Annotated in this window: 21 protein-coding genes; 9 read left to right on the plus strand and 12 right to left on the minus strand. The window is 65.7% G+C overall.

Features of this window, described 5'->3' with window-relative positions; translation table 11 throughout:
- The first annotated feature begins 12 nt into the window (after positions 1-12).
- Both J7E80_RS21585 and J7E80_RS21590 read left to right on the plus strand, forming a co-directional pair.
- Positions 13-1,503 (plus strand): class I adenylate-forming enzyme family protein, encoded by a 1,491-nt coding sequence (locus J7E80_RS21585; RefSeq protein ID WP_215054262.1) that lies wholly within the window; start codon positions 13-15, stop codon positions 1,501-1,503.
- A complete protein-coding gene (locus tag J7E80_RS21590) occupies positions 1,496-2,716 on the plus strand; it encodes a thiolase family protein (protein WP_215054263.1) in 1,221 nt (406 codons plus the stop codon). Before J7E80_RS21585 ends, J7E80_RS21590 begins: the two co-directional genes overlap by 8 nt.
- Positions 2,717-2,776: 60 nt before the next feature.
- On the opposite strand, the gene J7E80_RS21595 is transcribed toward J7E80_RS21590, so the two are convergent.
- The 3 genes from J7E80_RS21595 to J7E80_RS21605 are packed head-to-tail and all read right to left on the minus strand — an operon-like array spanning position 2,777 to position 4,802.
- Positions 2,777-3,403, minus strand: coding sequence for an energy-coupling factor transporter transmembrane protein EcfT (locus J7E80_RS21595; protein WP_215054264.1), 627 nt, complete (start codon positions 3,401-3,403; stop codon positions 2,777-2,779).
- Positions 3,400-4,164, minus strand: coding sequence for an energy-coupling factor ABC transporter ATP-binding protein (locus J7E80_RS21600; protein ID WP_215054265.1), 765 nt, complete (start codon positions 4,162-4,164; stop codon positions 3,400-3,402). Before J7E80_RS21600 ends, J7E80_RS21595 begins: the two co-directional genes overlap by 4 nt.
- On the minus strand, positions 4,161-4,802 hold the full coding sequence (locus tag J7E80_RS21605; protein ID WP_215054266.1) for a biotin transporter BioY: 642 nt from the start codon (positions 4,800-4,802) through the stop codon (positions 4,161-4,163). The genes J7E80_RS21600 and J7E80_RS21605 overlap by 4 nt, the downstream gene beginning before the upstream one ends.
- Before the next feature lie 277 nt (positions 4,803-5,079).
- Between J7E80_RS21605 and J7E80_RS21610 the strand changes: the two genes are divergently transcribed.
- Positions 5,080-6,678 (plus strand): ABC-F family ATP-binding cassette domain-containing protein, encoded by a 1,599-nt coding sequence (locus J7E80_RS21610; protein ID WP_215054267.1) that lies wholly within the window; start codon positions 5,080-5,082, stop codon positions 6,676-6,678.
- Positions 6,679-6,687: 9 nt separating this feature from the next.
- Here J7E80_RS21610 and J7E80_RS21615 read toward each other — a convergent pair whose 3' ends face one another.
- The 8 genes from J7E80_RS21615 to J7E80_RS21650 all read right to left on the minus strand — a co-directional run bounded on the left by J7E80_RS21615 (position 6,688) and on the right by J7E80_RS21650 (position 10,617).
- The gene (locus J7E80_RS21615) at positions 6,688-7,050 is read right to left on the minus strand and encodes a VOC family protein (RefSeq protein ID WP_215054268.1); all 363 of its coding nucleotides are present in this window, start codon (positions 7,048-7,050) and stop codon (positions 6,688-6,690) included.
- 18 nt (positions 7,051-7,068) lie between these two features.
- On the minus strand, positions 7,069-7,404 hold the full coding sequence (locus J7E80_RS21620; protein WP_215054269.1) for a hypothetical protein: 336 nt from the start codon (positions 7,402-7,404) through the stop codon (positions 7,069-7,071).
- Between the two features lie 122 nt (positions 7,405-7,526).
- Positions 7,527-7,994 (minus strand): SRPBCC family protein, encoded by a 468-nt coding sequence (locus tag J7E80_RS21625; protein WP_215054270.1) that lies wholly within the window; start codon positions 7,992-7,994, stop codon positions 7,527-7,529.
- 104 nt (positions 7,995-8,098) lie between these two features.
- Positions 8,099-8,425, minus strand: coding sequence for a GYD domain-containing protein (locus tag J7E80_RS21630; RefSeq protein ID WP_215054271.1), 327 nt, complete (start codon positions 8,423-8,425; stop codon positions 8,099-8,101).
- Between the two features lie 131 nt (positions 8,426-8,556).
- A complete protein-coding gene (locus J7E80_RS21635; protein WP_215054272.1) occupies positions 8,557-9,057 on the minus strand; it encodes a YbaK/EbsC family protein in 501 nt (166 codons plus the stop codon).
- Positions 9,041-9,919: an SURF1 family protein gene (locus J7E80_RS21640; RefSeq protein ID WP_215054273.1), complete on the minus strand. Its 879-nt coding sequence runs from the start codon at positions 9,917-9,919 to the stop codon at positions 9,041-9,043. The genes J7E80_RS21635 and J7E80_RS21640 overlap by 17 nt, the downstream gene beginning before the upstream one ends.
- Positions 9,920-10,183 (minus strand): hypothetical protein, encoded by a 264-nt coding sequence (locus J7E80_RS21645; RefSeq protein WP_215054274.1) that lies wholly within the window; start codon positions 10,181-10,183, stop codon positions 9,920-9,922.
- On the minus strand, positions 10,180-10,617 hold the full coding sequence (locus J7E80_RS21650; protein WP_396020829.1) for a DUF3099 domain-containing protein: 438 nt from the start codon (positions 10,615-10,617) through the stop codon (positions 10,180-10,182). The genes J7E80_RS21645 and J7E80_RS21650 overlap by 4 nt, the downstream gene beginning before the upstream one ends.
- 138 nt (positions 10,618-10,755) lie before the next feature.
- Here J7E80_RS21650 and J7E80_RS21655 point away from each other — a divergent pair, with 138 nt between their 5' ends.
- The 4 genes from J7E80_RS21655 to J7E80_RS21670 all read left to right on the plus strand — a co-directional run bounded on the left by J7E80_RS21655 (position 10,756) and on the right by J7E80_RS21670 (position 15,049).
- Entirely contained in the window at positions 10,756-11,481 is a 726-nt protein-coding gene (locus J7E80_RS21655; protein WP_215054276.1) for a beta-ketoacyl-ACP reductase, read from the plus strand.
- Positions 11,482-11,655: 174 nt separating this feature from the next.
- Positions 11,656-12,408, plus strand: coding sequence for an SDR family oxidoreductase (locus J7E80_RS21660; RefSeq protein ID WP_215054277.1), 753 nt, complete (start codon positions 11,656-11,658; stop codon positions 12,406-12,408).
- 128 nt (positions 12,409-12,536) lie between these two features.
- Positions 12,537-14,375 carry a histidine kinase gene (locus J7E80_RS21665; protein ID WP_215054278.1) on the plus strand — a complete coding sequence of 613 codons (1,839 nt, stop codon included), beginning with the start codon at positions 12,537-12,539 and terminating at the stop codon, positions 14,373-14,375.
- A complete protein-coding gene (locus J7E80_RS21670; protein WP_215054279.1) occupies positions 14,372-15,049 on the plus strand; it encodes a response regulator transcription factor in 678 nt (225 codons plus the stop codon). Before J7E80_RS21665 ends, J7E80_RS21670 begins: the two co-directional genes overlap by 4 nt.
- 47 nt (positions 15,050-15,096) lie before the next feature.
- On the opposite strand, the gene serB is transcribed toward J7E80_RS21670, so the two are convergent.
- Positions 15,097-16,002 carry a phosphoserine phosphatase SerB gene (serB, locus tag J7E80_RS21675; RefSeq protein ID WP_215054280.1) on the minus strand — a complete coding sequence of 302 codons (906 nt, stop codon included), beginning with the start codon at positions 16,000-16,002 and terminating at the stop codon, positions 15,097-15,099.
- A gap of 133 nt (positions 16,003-16,135) precedes the next feature.
- Here serB and J7E80_RS21680 point away from each other — a divergent pair, with 133 nt between their 5' ends.
- Positions 16,136-16,921 carry an ABC transporter ATP-binding protein gene (locus J7E80_RS21680; RefSeq protein WP_215054281.1) on the plus strand — a complete coding sequence of 262 codons (786 nt, stop codon included), beginning with the start codon at positions 16,136-16,138 and terminating at the stop codon, positions 16,919-16,921.
- Between the two features lie 18 nt (positions 16,922-16,939).
- Entirely contained in the window at positions 16,940-17,725 is a 786-nt protein-coding gene (locus tag J7E80_RS21685; protein WP_215054282.1) for a sulfite exporter TauE/SafE family protein, read from the plus strand.
- Positions 17,726-17,731 lie beyond the last annotated feature (6 nt).

Below are 17,731 nucleotides of genomic sequence, written 5' to 3' on the forward strand. Positions count from 1 at the left end.
AAAGTTGATCCGATGCCTTTTCTCAACAGACTCCAGCGCTGGGCCGATGAACGTCCCGACGACACTGCCGTCGTCGTGGCTGGACAGCGGCTCAGCTGGTCCGGTCTCCGCGATGCAGCGGAAGCTTTGGCGGCCACCCGCACTGCCGACATCACCGTGCTTGCGGAGCGGAACTCCACCCACTTCGCGGCCGCCTTCGCGGCGGCTGTGGCAGGAGAGCGCCAATGTGCGGTCCTCGATCCCACGTGGCCGGAGCAGCTGCGCGAGGAGATTGTCCGGCGGCTGGGTCCCCCGGCAGAGGATGGCCCCGGGAAGGCCGGTACCCGCGCGGGCGCGCCCCGGATCCGACCCGGATCTCCGGCTTCCGCACCGGCTGCAGCCCTCGCTGTGGCCCAACGTGCCGATGCGTTATTGGCCGACGGGGACCCGGCCTCATCCTTCCTGATTGGCCTGACGTCGGGCACCACGTCCATTCCCAAGGCGTTCACCCGCTCACGGCGCTCCTGGCAGGAGTCCTTCGAGGCCTCGATCGAGTTTTTCGGGCTCGCCCAGGGGGACAAGACGCTTGCCCCGGGACCGCTCGCCGCAAGCCTGAACCTCTACGCCCTGGCGGAATGCCTTTATGCAGGCTCAGAATTCCACAGCCTTGAATCCTTCGACGTCGGCGACGTCCACGCGGCCATCAGCCACGACGGCATTACCCGGCTCGTGCTGGTCCCCACCATGCTGCGCCTGCTCAGTGAGCGCGGGCTGACCGGCTGCGTTGATGCCTCCGGCGTCCGGACCATCATCTGTGCCGGTTCAAAGCTGGACGCCAGGACCCTGGACGCCGCCCGCCGCTGGGCGCCCAACGCCACCATTTTCGAGTACTACGGCGCCTCCGAGCTGAGTTTTGTTTCCGGCAAAGGTCTTCCGGCGGGCAAACCGCTCGACGCCGGCGGCACCGGCATCGGCAGGCCGTTTCCCGGCGTGGAAGTCAGGGTCCTGGACGATGCCGGCGACGTCCTGCCCGACGGAGCAGCGGGAAACATCTGCGTCCGGAGCGGCATGGTCAGCAACGGTTATCTGTGGGGCGACGACGGGCAGGCGCTCCGCAGCTTCAACGGCTGGTTCACGGTGGGGGACCAGGGATACCTGGAGAACGGCGAGCTCCACATCCTGGGCCGGCGCTCGGACATGATCATCACGGCGGGCAAAAATGTCTACCCGCACGAAGTGGAGCTGGCGCTGGCTTCGGTCCCCGGCGTGGCCTCCGCTGTGGCGGCCGGGATGGACGACGACGTCCGGGGGCAGCGGGTGGTGGCGGGGATCGTTCCGTCCAACGGTGCCATCACGGCCATGCAGCTCAAGACCGGTCTTGAGGAGATCCTGCCAAAGGACAAGAGGCCGCTGCAGTATTTCGCTCTGGCTGAGCTTCCCCTCACGGACCGCGGAAAGGTCAGCCGCAGCATCATGCTCGACTGGATCACCGCCCGCGACTCCCGGGCACGGCGCCTTGTCTGAGACGGCCTCCGGGTCTGAGACGGCCCGGGCGCATCTGCAGGTACAGGAGACCCGTCCCGCCGAGCGGCAGCCCGTCATCATCGCCGCGTTGCGCACGCCCATCTGCCGCACGAACGGCACACTGAAACAGCTCCGCGCCCACGAACTCCTCGCGCCGCTCCTCACTGCGCTGCTGGCGGAAACCGGTGTGGCCCTTTCCGAACCGTCCGACGTCGTCATCGGCAATGCGGTGGGCGGCGGCGGAAACGTGGCACGGCTGGCAGCCCTCGAGGCCGGCCTGCCGGTCACGGTCCCCGGCCTCACCGTCGACCGGCAGTGCGGCTCCGGCCTCGACGCCATCGTGCTCGCGTCCCGCCTCGTCGCGGCGGACGGCGGGGTGTACCTGGCCGGGGGAGTGGAAAGCACCAGCACCGCACCGTTGCGTGCGCACCGCAACGACGACGGCGATCCCACCTTTTTCAAGCGGGCCCAGTTTGCGCCCCACACCCTGGGCGATCCGGACATGGGAGTGGCTGCCGAGAACGTGGCGGCAGAGTTCGGCATCAGCCGGAGCCGGCAGGACGATTTTGCGCTGCGCAGCCACCGCCGGGCCGTTGAAGCGGCCGCGGCAGGCGCCTTTGACCGGGAGATCGTTCCGCTGGAAACGCCGTCGGGCAAGGTGACAGCCGACGACGGCCCGCGGCCCAGGCTCAGCGAATCCCTGCTGGCCAGGTTCCCGGCCGCGTTCGTGGAATCCGGAACGGTCACCGCCGGAAACTCCTGCTTCGACGCGGACGGGGCCGCCGCCGTCGTCATCACCTCGCTCGCGCGCGCCCGGGAACTGGGCGCTCCGGACGCGTTGGTGGTCCTGGGAACGGAGACGGCCGGTGTGGAGCCCCGGCTCCTCGGCATCGGGGCCGCCTCCGCCGCCGCGCGGCTGCTGGCGTCGCGGGGCGAGACCGCCGCCGACGTGGATCTCGTGGAATTCAACGAGGCGTTCGCCTCCCAAACCCTTGCATGCCTGGATCAGCTGGGCATTGATCCGCTGCGGGCCAACGCCGACGGCGGTGCGCTGGCGCTCGGTCATGCGTTCGGGGCGTCCGGTGCCGTCCTGGTAACGAGGCTGCTGGCGCAGGCCCGCCGGACGCCGGACCGGGAGCAGCTCGCCCTGGCGATGATCAGCATTGCCGGGGGCATGGGCACGGCCGCCCTGTTCAGGTACGCCCGGCTCTAGGCCGCAACGTTGCCTGTCGCCGTCCGCCGGAGCCTGTTTCCGGAGTCAGGAGTGCCGGAGTCAATCGTCCGCGGGTTCGCCCAGGCCGCGGGCAGCCAACGCGTCCCCGGTGTGGCGGGCATAGGCAACGGTGGTGATGAACACCGGCAGGACGAGCGCCCGCGGGTTGCGTTCCAGCCCCCGGGCCCGGGCCGAGTCGCGGACGTCCGCATAGGCCCCGGCAATGAAGGGGATGCTGCGCAGCATGATGGCGATGGTGAGGGCGAACCGTTCGGGATCGGCCCCGAAACGCGTGAACGGCCGGGCCAGGGACACCACCCCGTCCAACAGGCGCTGCAGCGGTGTTGTTGCGGTCAGCAGTGACGCTGCCACGACGCACAGCAGGATGTTCAGGACGATGCGCGCGGCCACGGGCGCCCCGAGCTGCCACCACTGGAAGAGGCCGATGACCAGCAGGACGGGAAGCAGCGGGCGGACAGCACGCAAGAGCCGGGCCGGTCCCGCCCCGCTGAGCAGGAACAGCGCGCACATCAGGGCAAGGGCTGCAGCGGCGAGCCGCCAGTCGACGATCAGGAACGACGCCATGCCGCAACCCACCACCACCAGGAACTTCAGCCACAGCGGCGTGCGGTGGAGCAGCGACGTGCCTGGGACGTAGTTGGCGAGCAGGAAGCCGTGGCCCCTCACCGGTCCTCCCCACTGGCAGCAGCGCTGTTCGGAACCTCGGAGCCATCCCGAACCGCAGGGCCGGCCGCGCAGAGAGAGCGGTAGTGTGCAACGGCGGCGGCAGCGTCGCCGTCGAACACTATCCGCCCGGATTCGACCACCAGCACACGGTCCATGTCGAGGGCGAGCTCAAGGTCATGGGTGGACATGATGATCTGCTGGCGGAGACCGGTGATGGTGCGGCGCAGGAGTTCACGGTTCCGGAGATCCAAGAGGGTGGACGGCTCATCAAGGACCAGGACATCGGGTTCCACGGCCAGCACGGCGGCCAGGGCCAGCAGCTGCCGCTCGCCGCCGGAGAGCTCATAGATGCTCTGGTCCGCCAAGGGCAGCAGGCCGAAGCGGTCCAGGGCGGCGTCGGCTTTCTCGCGGCGTTCTGCGCCGTTCCGAATGGAGCGGCGAAGGGACAGTTCAACGTCCTCCCGGCCGGTCGGCATGACCAGCTGCGACAGGGGATCGGTGAAGACGAAGCCCACCTGCTGCCTGACAGCCCGCACTTTCCGGACGGTATCCGAGCCGTTCACGGTCACACTGCCCTCGCTGGGCGCCACGAGGCCGTTCAGGAGGCGGAGGAGTGTGGATTTGCCGGAGCCGTTGGCGCCGATCACGCCGATGCGCCGTTCAGTCAGGCTGAGCGTGACGTCCTCAAGCAGCACCTTGGGTTCCAGGTGGCCGTCAACGGCCACCCGGACTCCCACGCTGGTGAGCGAAATCATGCTCACGGCCGGGCGGCGGCTTTCTCCGCAGGGGGCCGGACGCGGCGGACGTGCAGGTCGGGGAAGGCCTTGTGGAGGGCCAGGGCCACCGTGACCGCCAGGACGTTCTTGATGATGTCGCCCGGGTAGAAGGCAAGGTCGGCGAGGAAGGCCTTGGAAAGATCCAGCTTGGCGTTGACCATCATGCCCAGCACGCCGAGCCCGTGGATAACGACGATGCTGGTGGCCATGGCCGCGGCGAATAGGAACAGTCCGCGGTACTTCACGGTGCGGCGGATGACGATGGCTGCGAGCCAGCCCACGGCGGCCGCGGCCAAGGGGAAGGCAATGATGTAGCCGGCCGAAGGGCCAGCCAGGATGCCCAGCCCGCTGCGTCCGCCGCTGAAGATGGGAAGTCCTGCGAGCCCCAGCAGGGTGTAAAGCCCGACGGCGGCAAATGCCCTGCCGGGGCCGAGGGCCAGCCCGGTCAGCATCACGGCGAGCGTCTGCAGCGTGATGGGGACGCCGAGTCCGCCGACGGGAATGGCAGCAACGAGCGCGGAACCCGCCACCAGTGCGGCGAAGACGGCGATAAGCCCGAGGTCGGTGGCGTTCCAGCGGCTGCGCTTCGCGCGGGGTGTGGTCGCGGGATGGGTCTGGGTCATGGGAGGTCCTGTCGAAGGGGCACAAACAATTATTGGCTGAAGTTGACGTTACCGGCCCTGACCCAGGTCCATTTTGTAGCTCTTCTACAAGGGGGACCAGCCGGAGACCATCGCAGCGCACAAAGCGCCCCCGGCCGTCCGGTTAGCTTCAGGTTATGGAAAAGGCCCGCGGCCGGTAGACTTGTAGAGGCCGTTCTCTCGGCCGCACCGCCCCGGCACCCACCAGATTCCATCCGCTGTGCCGCTGCGCTCCCTGTTGTGAAAGGCCTTACCTGCTTTGATTACTGTCCAGGATCTTGAACTGCGCGCCGGCGCCCGGCTGCTCATGGACCAGGTGAGCTTCCGGATCGACAAGGGAGACAAGATCGGCCTTGTCGGCCGCAACGGTGCAGGCAAGACCACTCTCACCAGGGTACTGGCGGGGGAGGGCCTGCCGGCCGCCGGAAAGGTGACCCGCAGCGGTGAGATCGGTTACCTGCCGCAGGATCCGCGGACGCCCGACATGGAACAGCTGGCGCGGGACAGGATTCTCTCCGCCCGCGGGCTCGACGTCGTGGTCGGGAAGCTGCGCCAGGCACACGAGGAAATGGCCAGTGAGGACGCGGCGATCCAGCGGAAGGCAATGAACCGCTACGACCGGCTGGAGACCGAGTTCCTGGCGGGCGGCGGCTATGCCGCGGAGGCGGAAGCGGCAGCCATTTCATCCAACCTTGCCCTGCCGGACCGCATCCTGAACCAGCCGCTGAAGACCCTTTCGGGCGGCCAGCGGCGCCGCGTGGAGCTCGCCCGGATCCTGTACTCCGGAGCTGAAACCATGCTCCTGGATGAGCCCACCAACCACCTCGACGCCGACTCCATTTCCTGGCTACGCGACTTCCTGAAGAACCACCAGGGCGGGCTGATCGTGATCAGCCACGATACCGAACTGCTCGAAGCCACCGTGAACAAGGTTTTCCTGCTGGACGCCAACCGGGCGCAGATCGATTTCTACAACATGGACTGGAAGCGCTACCTGCTGCAGCGCGAAACGGACGAGCGCGCCCGCAAGCGCGAGCGTGCCAACGCCGAGAAGAAGGCGCAGGTCCTCTTCGATCAGGCCAACAAGATGCGCGCCAAGGCAACCAAGGCAGTGGCCGCGCAGAACATGGCCAAGCGTGCGGAGCGTCTGCTGAGCGGCCTGGAGGCGGTGCGCGAGAACGACCGGGTGGCTGCGTTGCGCTTCCCGGACCCCTCGCCCTGCGGCAAGACCCCGCTTACCGCGGAGGGCCTTAGCAAGTCCTACGGCTCGCTCGAGATCTTCACGGACGTGGACCTCGCCATCGACCGCGGCTCCAAGGTGGTCATCCTGGGCCTCAACGGTGCAGGCAAGACGACCCTCCTGCGCATGCTCGCCGGCGTCGACAGGCCCGATACGGGCGACGTCATTCCGGGCCACGGCCTCAAGGTCGGCTACTACGCCCAGGAGCACGAAACCCTGGACGTTAACCGGACGGTGCTGGAAAACATGCGCTCCTCTGCCCCTGACATGAAGGATGCGGAGGTCCGCGGAATCCTCGGCTCATTCCTGTTTTCAGGCGACGACGTCGACAAGCCCGCCGGTGTCCTGTCCGGCGGTGAGAAGACCCGCCTGGCGCTGGCCACCATCGTGGCGTCCAGCGCCAACGTGCTCCTGCTCGATGAGCCCACCAACAACCTCGATCCCGCCAGCCGCGCCGAAATCCTGGGTGCCCTGCGCAACTACAGCGGCGCCGTCGTACTGGTGAGCCACGACGAGGGCGCCGTCGAGGCCCTCAACCCTGAGCGGGTGGTGCTGCTGCCCGATGGCGTCGAGGACCTCTGGAACGAGGACTACCTGGACCTGATCACGCTGGCCTAAGCCACTTCGTCAGCCCCAGCAGAGGCAGAAGGGATGCCCTGCGGGGTCCGCGTAGACCTGAAAGCCCTCAGGGGACTCGGTGTCATCCGCCAGCTTCAGCAGCCGGGCGCCCAGTGACATCGCATGGTCATGGGCGGCTGCCAGGTCATCGACGTACAAATCCAGATGGATCTGCTGCGGCGTCCCGTCCGGCCACTCAGGCGGAACATGGTTGGGCGCCAGCTGAAAGCCCAGCCGCGGTTCCCCGTCGACATACACGGTGTGCCAGTCACCATCGGCGTCCACCGTTCCGCCCAGGAGACCGGCCCAGAAGGTGCTCTCGGCGGTCAGGTCTGCTGCATCGAAGACGACGATCTGTCGGGTGATCTTCATGCCGTCATCCTTTCAGGGTCATAGTTCCGTTTCGGTATCGAGGTCCCAGTGGATTCGGATGGCCGCGGCAACAGGCCCGGCGGTGACGTCCACCCGGAACGCAACGGGCGCTGTCCCGGTCTCTTCGATGACCCCGTCACGGTACACGCGGCCGCACGACGGGCAGAGAGTGTAAAGGTCCTCATCGTCCGGCCATTCAGCCAGTCCGTCCGGTACAGGGGTGTCGCCGCCAGCGTGAACGGGAATGCCCTGCGAATTGGCTTGAATCAGCCCTTCGTCGCTGACCGTGTTGCCGCAGACGCAGGTGATCGTGGTGACATCATGACCGTTGACCTGGGCGAATTCAGTGTCCATGGCGCGCTCCCCGGCGGTGGAAGAAGACGTTGTGTCGTAGCCTATGTGTCTTAGCCTATGCGACTCCCTGGAGGATATGGGCGGCCGGGGGGTCGGAGATGTCGGATTCCTGTCAAGGGGTCCTAGTCTTCGACCTTGCCGTCCGCGATTGTTCCCCTCCAGGCCCCGGTTTCAACCTCGCGGCCCTCGATGAACTCCTTGAAACGCTGCAGGTCATTCTTGATCTGACGGTCATCGAGATGCAGAGATGCCCCCACGCGCTCGACGGCTGAGTCCGGTTCCCAGGTTACGTCGACGCTGACCCGGGTATCCGTCGGGCTCAGTGCCTGGAAAGAGACAATCCCGGAATTGTGTGGCTCGTCCACGCTTTCCCAGGTGATCCGCTCATCGGGGACTTGGTCGATGATCCGGGCGTTGAAGTCGCGTTTGATTCCGGCAATGTCGGTTCTGAAATGCACGGTGGTTTCGTCGAGTTGCGAGACGGAGTCCACGCCCGACATGAACCGGGGAAACTCCTCGAACTGGGTCCACTGGTTGTAGGCCTGGCTCAGCGGGACGTTGACATCGATGGATTCCTGCACCTTGGCCATGACTGAATCGCTCCTTCAGCTATCGGCCGGCCCTGCATCATTCCAGGCCCTGGGCCTCACTTCCACGCTAGGGCGACTCACTGATGCGTACAAGGCCTCTGTGGTTAGGCGCCGGGCGGCCGATACTTGACATCGCCGGCCAGCTGCAGGGCAGCCATGGTTTCATCCACGGTCAACAGCACCGTCGTTTCAAAATTGCTCAACGCACCGCCTCCGCTGATTGCCAGGGCCACAGCGGCCATGGACACGTTGTCGGGCGCCTCCCACAGGTTATAGCCGTCGTGGGTGCCGAAGGCGTACCAGAACCCGTGAAGCTTTCCGCCTACCGACTCGATGTATGCCTGGGCGGCTTTTCCGCGGTCCTCCGGGTTACTGATCAACCTGGCCCAGGTCTCTGGCGTGTAGCTGAACTTCGACAGATAGAGCGGCATTGGCTTTCCCTTCGTTCGCTTCCGGCAGTGGGGATGCCCCAAGAATGGCAGGCCGGCGGCAGGCCAGCAATGGGTCTCGGGAACATCTCCACAGCGGCGGAGCGTCTGGCCGGAACGTCGGCATGATCGTCCTAGCGCACCTGCAGCGCGTGGGCGCCGGTGATCCTCTGCAGCTCGCCGTAAGTGATGGAGAACATCGAGTGGTGGTCTCCCGCACCGGCCCACAGCGTCCCGTGCTCTTCCAGCGACGAGTCGAGGAGGGTGCGGATTTTCTCGGGATGGCCCACCGGTGCCACGCCGCCCACTTCCTGTCCGGTATGCTCCAGGACGAAGGCGGGCGAGGCACGCCGAATCCTTCCTGATCCCAGCTGCTCTGAGACGTAGCGCGTATCCACTCTCGCCGCGCCGCTGGCCAGGATGAGCAGGGGAGCGCCGTCGAGTTCAAACACCAGACTGTTCGTGATCGCCGCGACGTCGCAGCCGAGCGCGGCGGCTGCGGCGGCCGCCGTCGGGACTTTGCCCGGAAGGACCGTGACTGTGTCGCGGACGCCGGCCTCGGTGAGGGCGCGCCTAACGTTTGCGACAGGATCGGGAAGGATGTCCCTCCTCCTGTCGTCAGTAGCCCTGTGCATCCAGAATTGCGTCTTCCTCCTCTTCCGCCGTGGCCCGCTTCCGCTTGCGCACGACGGGCGGACGACGGCGGGCTCCCGCGGCTGCGTTGCCGGGCTCACCGGCGGTGCCAGCCAGCTCGGCGTCTTCAGCGTCAATCGCGGCGTTCCTGGCCTGCTGGCGCGCGGCGTATCCGAAGCCGACGAACATGAGGATGCCAAACGCGAACCATTGGAGCGAATAGGACAGGTGGGTGCCTTCTTCAACCGAGGGCATGGGGAATGCCTGCGGCATCTGCGAGGCGGGAGGTGTCTCGGAGGCGAGCTGCCCGTAGGCGCCGGTCAGGAGGGGATATCCCAGCTCGGCCGAGTACGCCGGCAGGTCGATGGATGCAAGCTGACCCTCCGGAGCGCCGCGCTGCAGGGTCGGTTCACTGTGCTTGAGCCGGACCACGGCCGTGACCTGCCCGGACGGGGGCGCCGGTATGTAGTCGGGGCGGCCGGGGTTGTTGTTGCCGATCGGCAGCCAGCCGCGGTCAATCACCACGGTTTCGCCGGAGACCAGCCTGAACGGGACCACGATCTCGTAGCCGGGCTGGCCGTTGAGGGGGCGGTTGCGGACGATCCGTTGCCCGGCGACGTCATAGCTGCCCCGCAGTTCCACCTGCGTCCACTCCCGCGCAGGATCAAGCTGCACGAACTCATCCCTTGCTGTCGAAAAGCTGATCGGCGTGGCCGAGTAATTGGACGTGACCCGCTGGATCTCAGCCAGCGTTTCCGCACGGCGGTCCATTTGCCAGCGGCCCAGGAAAACGCAGCCGGTGGCAAAGATTGCGGCAAGCAGGAGGTAACCCAGCCACTTGCTGGAGAACAGGAAACGGTACATTCAGCGGGTCCCGCCTGGTGTCGCGGCGGCATCGAGCGGAACAGTTTCCTTCCACAGCCCGCGGGTCTGCAGGTAATCTTCGAGCCATTCCTTGTGCTCGCCACACGCCAGCCACACCTTACGGCGGTCTGGCGTGTGGATCTTTGGGTTATTCCAGAGCAGCTGCCAGGACGCATCCGCCCTGCAGGCCTTGCGTGAGCACATGGCAGTGGACGCCGGGCCGGTGGTCTCGCCCGCGCCGCCGCCCAGGTTGAAAATGTTCATGAAGCTTTCTGTTCCCGGCCGTCGTCGTCTTCGTCATCGTTGATTAGCTCGCCCTGCAGCACCGTCGGCGGTTGGCTCTCGGCGTCCCCGGAACCCAGGTCATCAGATGCTTCAAGTTCGGCATATGGCGCATAGTCAAGGAGCGAGTCGCTGTGGACCTCGGCTTTGTCCGAACCGTTGGCGATCACTACGGCGATCCACGGCAGGAACACAGCCCCCGCAACAGCGACAAGCTTGAGCCAGCCGTCCACCACGAAGATCAGGATCAGGCAGACCATGCGGATTCCCATGGCCAGCGCGTACTTGATCATGCGCTCCCGCATGTCCTCGGAGTGCGCTGCAGCGGCGTCCGTGATGCTGTGCACCTCCGAATGACCGGATGCGGTGCCAGGCTTCTCGGGCATCGGCTGTCCGGGCTGGTGGTGGGGTGTCACGGCTATCTCATCACGCTCCAATGGCTCATCTAATTCTCTCACCATCCAGGGGAGCCGCCCAAACGGGCGCTAAGATCGGAGGCAGTAAAAATCCAGTCACCACCGCGGAGCCAGGCTCCGCAGAAATCCGGAGAACTCATGTCTGAAGCAGCCACCCATGCCCGAAGTGTCCTCATCACCGGCGGAAACCGCGGCATCGGCCTCGCCATTGCAGAGGCCTTCCTGGCCAACGGGGACAAGGTGGCTGTGACCTACCGGAGCGAATCCGAGCTGCCCGACGGCATCCTCGGGGTCAAGGCAGACGTGACGGATGAAGCCTCCGTCGACGCCGCGTTCACCGAGGTCGAGAATGTCCACGGTCCCGTTGAGGTGCTGGTGGCCAACGCCGGGATCACCAAGGACACCCTCCTGCTGCGCATGAGTGAGGACGACTTCACGTCCGTCATCGACACCAACCTCACGGGCGCATTCCGGGTCATCAAGCGCGCCTCCAAGGGCATGATCCGGCTCCGCAAGGGCCGCGTGGTCCTCATCTCCTCGGTTTCCGGCCTCTACGGCGCGCCGGGCCAGATCAACTACTCCGCCTCCAAAGCCGGGCTCGTTGGCATCGCGCGTTCGCTCACCCGGGAACTCGGCTCCCGCGGCATCACCGCGAATGTCGTAGCCCCGGGGTTCATCAATACCGACATGACGGCCGAGCTGCCCGAGACAACCCAGAAGGACTACCTTGCCAAGGTGCCCGCGGGCCGGTTCGCTGACGCCTCCGAGGTGGCCAACGTTGTCCGCTGGATTTCCAGCGAAGAGGCCTCCTACATTTCGGGTGCCGTCATTCCCGTCGATGGCGGCCTTGGCATGGGCCACTAGCGCCTACCACTCACGCGGGAGATTACGCCCGCCGCTGGCAGCCAACAGGCCGTCTGCTGAACTATCGGGCCCGGGCTTCTTTGTGGAAGTCAAACAACGGGATCGGGAGTCTGCGCTGGCATGATGGACTGCAGACCTACAGCGATTTAGACGTTTCGAACAAAAGGAGCTCGTATGGGCCTGCTGGACAACAAGACCGCCATCGTGACCGGATCCTCGCGGGGAATCGGTGCCGAAGTGGCGAAGATCCTCGCTGGCGAGGGTGCCGCCGTCGTCGTTAACTACCGCCAGAAGGCGCCGCGCGCCAATAAGGTGGTGGCCGGAATTGAGGCGGCGGGCGGCCGCGCCGTGGCGGTCGGCGCCGACCTCACCACCGCCGAGGGCGTCCACGCGCTGGCCAGCGCCGCCATGGAGAACTTCGGTTCCCTGGACATCCTGGTCCTCAACGCATCGGGCGGCATGGAGTCGGGCATGGAAGAGGGTTACGCCCTCAAGCTGAACCGCGACGCCCAGGTGAACATGCTCAACGCCGCCGTGCCCCTCATGAAGGAGGGCTCCCGCGTGGTGTTCGTGACCAGCCACCAGGCGCACTTCATCAACTCGGTTCCCACCATGCCGGAGTACGAGCCGGTTGCCCGCAGCAAGCGCGCCGGTGAGGACGCACTCCGGGAGCTGCTGCCGAACCTGGCGGAAAAAGGCATCTCGCTGGTCGTCGTGTCCGGCGACATGATCGAGGGCACCGTGACGGCCACCCTGCTGGACCGCTCCAACCCGGGCGCCATCGAGGCCCGCCGTGCGGAGGCCGGCAAGCTGTACTCCGTCGAAGAGTTTGCTGAAGTGGTCGCCGCCATGGCCACCGCGGACGTCGAGTCCGGCCACACCGAGTACGCCGGCGGCGCCGACTACTTCGGCAAGAGCGCCGGTTAGTCTTAACTCCAATGCCACAGCGTGGCCCGGTGCAGCAGCACCGGGCCTTTCGCTTTTGTCCTGCACGGTGCTAGAACGGTTTCATAGTCTGCCGCGAGAAGGTCCTTGAGGATCGTTGGGGACATGGAATGACTCCAAAACAGCTGGTTCTGGTGCTGGCCGTGACGGCGGGCATGGTGGCCGTTGTCGTGGCCTGCATTGATTGGTCACCCGTGGCCCTGCAGGACCCGGCCCGGACACTGGGCCTCAATGCCCAAGGCGTGCTCAGATGGGGTGAGCACCCGGAGCGGCTTCCCTTTTCAGTCTTCGAACTGACACTCTTTTTGGGCGTGGGCTTGTCGTTCATTCTCGCTGGCATTGCAGCGTGGCGGAGCCAGCCCACCCGGAACCCCGGCCTGCTGCTTGTGCTGGCGGGATGGTTGTGGCTTGCCTCCGGGATCCGCCGCTCCAGTGACCCGGTGGCGTTTACGATCGGCATAACGCTGACGCTGATGTACCAGCCACCGCTACTGCAGTTGGCGCTTAGCTTTCCTTCAGGCGTCCTGCGCACCCGGGCAGAAAAGGGCGCCGTAACATTTTTCTTCGTCTCCTGGCTGGTTGCTGCAGCAGCCGGCTGGGCGTTTTTCGACCCGCGCCAGCACATCGCAGTGGGGGAGTCCACCTCCCGGAACCTCCTGCTTCTGTGGGACAGCCCGCCCCTGATGCACGCCACCGGGAACGCCATCCGGATATTTCAGATCTCGGTAGGGGCCGCTATTGTTGCGTTCCTGTTTGCCCGGTGGCTCGCCGGAACCAAGGCTTATCGTTCCTCGATCCTCCCGTTGTGGCTTGCTGTAATCATCAAGACCGCGGCCACCATCTGGGTATCGCTGGCAGTGATCGAGGTGTCGGGAAGGCTGTCCTCCGAGGCCCTGCTCTGGCAGTATCCAGCAACAGCCATCGTTCCGCTGGCCGTACTGTTCGGGCTGTGGCGGTACCGCTTCGCACGCGGCGCGCTGGGTGAGCTCATGGTCGAAATCGGCGCTGCACCGGTGAGCGACAGGCTCATTGGCGCACTTCGCCGTTCGGTCCATGACCCGACCCTCGCCTTGCTGCGCTGGTCGGGCGACAAGGGGCAGTTTGTTGACGATTCGGGCACGCCACGAAATCTGCCGGACAGCTCCAGCGGCCGCGCTTCCATGGTGCTGGAACGCCATGGGACGCCCGTTGGCGCCCTGGTATTTGACGAGGCCCTCCAAGACCAGCCGCAGCTGCTCGCCGCTGTGCGCAGCGCTACTTCACTTGCATTGGAGAACCAGCAGATGGAACAACAGCTTCGCGAGCAGCTCATCGAGGTACGCCGGTCCCGGGAACGGATAGTGACGGCGGGGGATTCCAGACGGCGACAGCTGGAGCGGGATCTTCATGACGGCGCCCAGCAACGCCTGGTTGCCGTGTCGATGGAGCTGGTCCGGGCCAGACGAACTGCGGATCCGCAGGAATCGCGGAAGCTCCTCGAACAGGCCAGCGATGATCTGGCCGTCGCGCTCGACGAGCTGCGTGAACTGGCGCGGGGTGTGTATCCGCCGTCATTGCGGGAAAGGGGCCTCGAGGGGTCCCTTACGGCTCTGGCGGAACGGTCGCCGCTTCCGCTGGAGCTGAAGGTCACCATGCTCCACAGGCCTCCACCCCCGGTGGAGCTGGCCGCCTACTTCATCTGTGCAGAAGCGGTCACCAACGCCGTCAAGTACGCGCGGGCGTCACATGCCCGGATCGGCATCGACGGCAACGGCACGGAGTTGCGGCTCGAAATAGCCGACAACGGGATTGGCGGGGCCCAGACCGGACCGGACGGAGGGCTGCTCGGGCTTGCCGACCGTGCGGCAGCGCTTGGCGGGACCCTGTCTGTTGAAAGTCCTAAGGGACGGGGGACTGCCGTACGGGCCGTGCTTCCGTTCCAGACCGATCCGGAAAGCGACGTCCCGTGAACCTGCGGGTGGCGATTGCAGATGACTCGGCGCTTCTGCGCCGGGGCCTGGCCGCCTTGCTGCAATCCGAAGGCCTGGAAGTCGTGGGCGAGGCGTCTGACGGTTCTGAACTCGTGGAAATGATTGACAGCCAGGGGGCAGATGTTGCCGTTGTGGACATCCGAATGCCGCCGACCTTCACGATTGAAGGGATCCAGGCCGCCGAGACCATCCGGAGCAGGCATCCGGAGACAGGCGTGCTGCTCTTGTCGCAGTACGTCGAAACCGAAAACGCAATGGCCCTGCTGGGAAACGGGGCCAAAGGCCTGGGCTATTTGCTGAAGGAACGGGTCTCCGATATTGACGAATTCATTGACGCGCTGCACCGGGTGGCTGCCGGCGGAACAGCCATCGATCCGCAACTTGTCACCCGGCTGGTGTCGCGCCCGCACGAGGGCCACCAGCTTGGCGATGATTTATCCAGCCGGGAGAAGAGCGTGCTCGAGCTCATGGCGGAAGGGCGCACGAATCAGGCAATAGGAAAGGCCCTGTTCCTGGGCGAGCGGACCGTGGAGGCACACATCCGGAGTATCTTCCTGAAGCTTGAGTTGAGGCCTGAGCCGGAGGACCACCGGCGGGTGCTGGCCGTCCTGACCTATCTTCGGGGGACGGGCAGGGCACCGGACCGGGAATAGCCGGGCCTCAGCCAGGAGGCTGCACCGGGATTCGCGCCGTCGCCGCGTCATACCCCGGCGATGTGCCGTACGGCGTCCAGGTAGGGCATGTTGACCGCGGCGTCTGCCACGGCGCGGACGGCGGGCTTGGCGTTGAAGGCAACGCCGATACCCGCCGCGCCGAGCATGTCAAGGTCGTTGGCGCCGTCACCCACGGCGATGGTGTGCTCCATCGCGATTCCTTCGGCGGCCGCCCATTCGCGCAGGTATTTCTCCTTCGCGGCGCGGTCGATGACCGCTCCGAGCACCTTGCCGGTCAGGACGCCCTCCACAATTTCCAGCTCATTGGCAATCCAATAGTCCAGCTCAAGGTCCTCCGCGATGGGCCGGAGGATCTGGTTGAAGCCGCCGGACACGACAGCCACCACATGGCCGGCAGCCTTGAACGCCGCCACCAGATCCGCGGCGCCCTCGCTGAGTTTCACTTCAGCGCGCACGGAGTCGACGACGGCGGCCGGCAGCCCCGCGAGCACCGCCACCCGTGCGTGGAGGCTTTGGGCGAAGTCCAGTTCGCCGCGCATAGCGGCTTCAGTGACGGCAGCGACTTCGTCGCGTTTGCCGGCGTATGCAGCGAGAAGTTCGATGACCTCCTGCTGGATGAGCGTCGAATCCACATCCATGATGAGGAGCTTGCGTTCCGCTTTCCTCAGCTCCGCGGGCACGATGGCAGTATCCACGCCGTCACGTTCCGCCGCCTGCTTCGACGCTGCGATGCGGTGCCGCAGGGCGGCGATCTCGGCGCTGGAACCCGAGGGCACAGCGAAGTCAACGGCACACACGTCATAACGGCCGTCGCCGCTGCTGGAAGCTGCTTCGAAAGTGGTGCCGGAGCCCGCCAGCAGGGACCGGAGGTTATCCGGTTCCGAGGGGGACAATTTCACGCCGTAGCTGACCGCAGTCACGTTCGAAGTCATGGCTGTAATCTTAGCCAGCGCAGGGGTGGCCACCCGAATTCGTTTCGCCGCCTCAGTGCACGGTGTGTGCGCGGGGAAGGGGCAGGCGTTTCAGTTATCAGTCACACCCTGTTTTGTCCTAGTGTCTACTCCTATGAGTGATGTTCTTGAAATGGCCGCCGTCAGCGTTGTCCGCGGAGCCAAAACGCTCCTGAGCAAGGTTGACTGGCAGGTCAAGGAAGGCGAACGCTGGGTGATCCTCGGACCCAACGGCGCGGGCAAGACCACTCTGCTGCAAATCGCTGCCGCCAGGCTTCACCCCACCAGCGGCATGGCCGGCATCCTGGAGGAAATTCTCGGCTCTGTAGACGTCTTCGAGCTGCGGCCGCGGATCGGGCTCTCCTCGGCCGCACTGGCGAATCAGATCCCCGAGCACGAGAAGGTGCTCAACGTCGTGGTCACCGCGGCCTATGGCGTCACTGGGCGCTGGCGCGAGGGCTACGAGAGGGACGATGAACGCCGCGCCTTCGCACTGCTCAACGAGTGGGGGATGGGCCCGTTGCTGAACCGTCCCTTTGCCTCGCTGTCCGAAGGTGAGCGCAAGCGCGTCCAGATCGCGCGCGCGCTGATGACCGACCCCGAGCTGCTGCTGCTGGACGAGCCCGCCGCCGGTCTCGACCTCGGCGGCCGTGAGGACCTGGTGCACCGCCTCAGCGAGCTGGCCCGCGACGACGACGCTCCTGCAATCGTGCTTGTCACGCACCACCTCGAGGAAGTTCCTCCGGGCTTTACCCATGCCATGCTCATGCGCGACGGTGAAGTCGTCGCCTCGGGTCCGGTCGACGAGGTCCTCACCTCCGGCAACCTCAGTGAGACTTTCGGCCTGCCGCTGGAGGTCATGGTCAACGCCGGGCGTTACACAGCCACCGCCCGCCGCTAGCGGGGCGAGCGGCACAGCGTGGAGTTTTTCAGCGGCATCCTTGTGTTCTTCGCCGGCCTGTGGGCCGGCACCATCAACAGCGTGGTCGGCTCAGGCACCCTGGTGACCTTCCCGGTGCTGATTGCTTTGGGTCTCGCACCGGTGACCGCTTCCATGAGCAATGCCATGGGGCTCGTGGCAGGTGGTGCAGCCGGAGCCTGGGGGTACCGCCGTGAACTCAAAGGCCGTGGCAGGCAGCTGCTGAAGCTGCTCCCCGCGTCCCTCCTCGGGGGAATTTCCGGCGCTTGGCTCCTGCTTCATCTCCCCGAAAAGGTCTTCCATTACGCGGCGCCTGCCCTGATTGTGCTGGCCCTGCTGATGGTGGTGTTCCAGCCGCGGCTGCAGCGCTGGGTACGGAACAGGGAAGAGAACCCGGAACATGCGCTGCGCGACAAGCACCACAGGATTCTCCTGGTGGTGCTTGTTTATCTTGCCGGCGTTTACGGCGGTTACTTCGTTGCCGCACAGGGGATCCTGCTGGTGGGCATCCTCGGCGTCTTCATGACGGGCACCATCCAGAACGCCAACGCGATGAAGAACATCCTGGTGCTCGGGGTCAATCTGATCGCGGCAACGTCGTATGTGCTGTTCGCCTTCGGCCGGATCGACTGGATCGTGGTGGCAATCATCGCTGTGAGCTCGCTCATTGGCGGACTCTTCGGCGCCAAGGTCGGCCGCAGGCTCTCGCCCCCCGTCCTCAGGGGCGTCATCTTTACGCTCGGGCTGGTCGCCCTGGGCTTCCTGATCGCCAATCTGCTGAAATAATCGGCC

Source organism: Arthrobacter sp. ISL-28 (assembly GCF_018613875.1).
Lineage (GTDB): Bacteria > Actinomycetota > Actinomycetes > Actinomycetales > Micrococcaceae > Arthrobacter.

What these genes read in the sequence shown, in the direction of transcription:
- J7E80_RS21645 (WP_215054274.1), bottom strand. Translation starts at nt 10,183, where the DNA reads ATGAACATTTTCAACCTGGGCGGCGGCGCGGGCGAGACCACCGGCCCG.
- J7E80_RS21615 (WP_215054268.1), bottom strand. Translation starts at nt 7,050, where the DNA reads ATGAAGATCACCCGACAGATCGTCGTCTTCGATGCAGCAGACCTGACC.
- J7E80_RS21660 (WP_215054277.1), top strand. Translation starts at nt 11,656, where the DNA reads ATGGGCCTGCTGGACAACAAGACCGCCATCGTGACCGGATCCTCGCGG.
- J7E80_RS21635 (WP_215054272.1), bottom strand. Translation starts at nt 9,057, where the DNA reads ATGCACAGGGCTACTGACGACAGGAGGAGGGACATCCTTCCCGATCCT.
- J7E80_RS21680 (WP_215054281.1), top strand. Translation starts at nt 16,136, where the DNA reads ATGAGTGATGTTCTTGAAATGGCCGCCGTCAGCGTTGTCCGCGGAGCC.
- J7E80_RS21620 (WP_215054269.1), bottom strand. Translation starts at nt 7,404, where the DNA reads ATGGACACTGAATTCGCCCAGGTCAACGGTCATGATGTCACCACGATC.
- J7E80_RS21625 (WP_215054270.1), bottom strand. Translation starts at nt 7,994, where the DNA reads ATGGCCAAGGTGCAGGAATCCATCGATGTCAACGTCCCGCTGAGCCAG.
- J7E80_RS21585 (WP_215054262.1), top strand. Translation starts at nt 13, where the DNA reads ATGCCTTTTCTCAACAGACTCCAGCGCTGGGCCGATGAACGTCCCGAC.
- J7E80_RS21640 (WP_215054273.1), bottom strand. Translation starts at nt 9,919, where the DNA reads ATGTACCGTTTCCTGTTCTCCAGCAAGTGGCTGGGTTACCTCCTGCTT.
- serB (WP_215054280.1), bottom strand. Translation starts at nt 16,002, where the DNA reads ATGACTTCGAACGTGACTGCGGTCAGCTACGGCGTGAAATTGTCCCCC.
- J7E80_RS21665 (WP_215054278.1), top strand. Translation starts at nt 12,537, where the DNA reads ATGACTCCAAAACAGCTGGTTCTGGTGCTGGCCGTGACGGCGGGCATG.
- J7E80_RS21655 (WP_215054276.1), top strand. Translation starts at nt 10,756, where the DNA reads ATGTCTGAAGCAGCCACCCATGCCCGAAGTGTCCTCATCACCGGCGGA.
- J7E80_RS21630 (WP_215054271.1), bottom strand. Translation starts at nt 8,425, where the DNA reads ATGCCGCTCTATCTGTCGAAGTTCAGCTACACGCCAGAGACCTGGGCC.
- J7E80_RS21605 (WP_215054266.1), bottom strand. Translation starts at nt 4,802, where the DNA reads ATGACCCAGACCCATCCCGCGACCACACCCCGCGCGAAGCGCAGCCGC.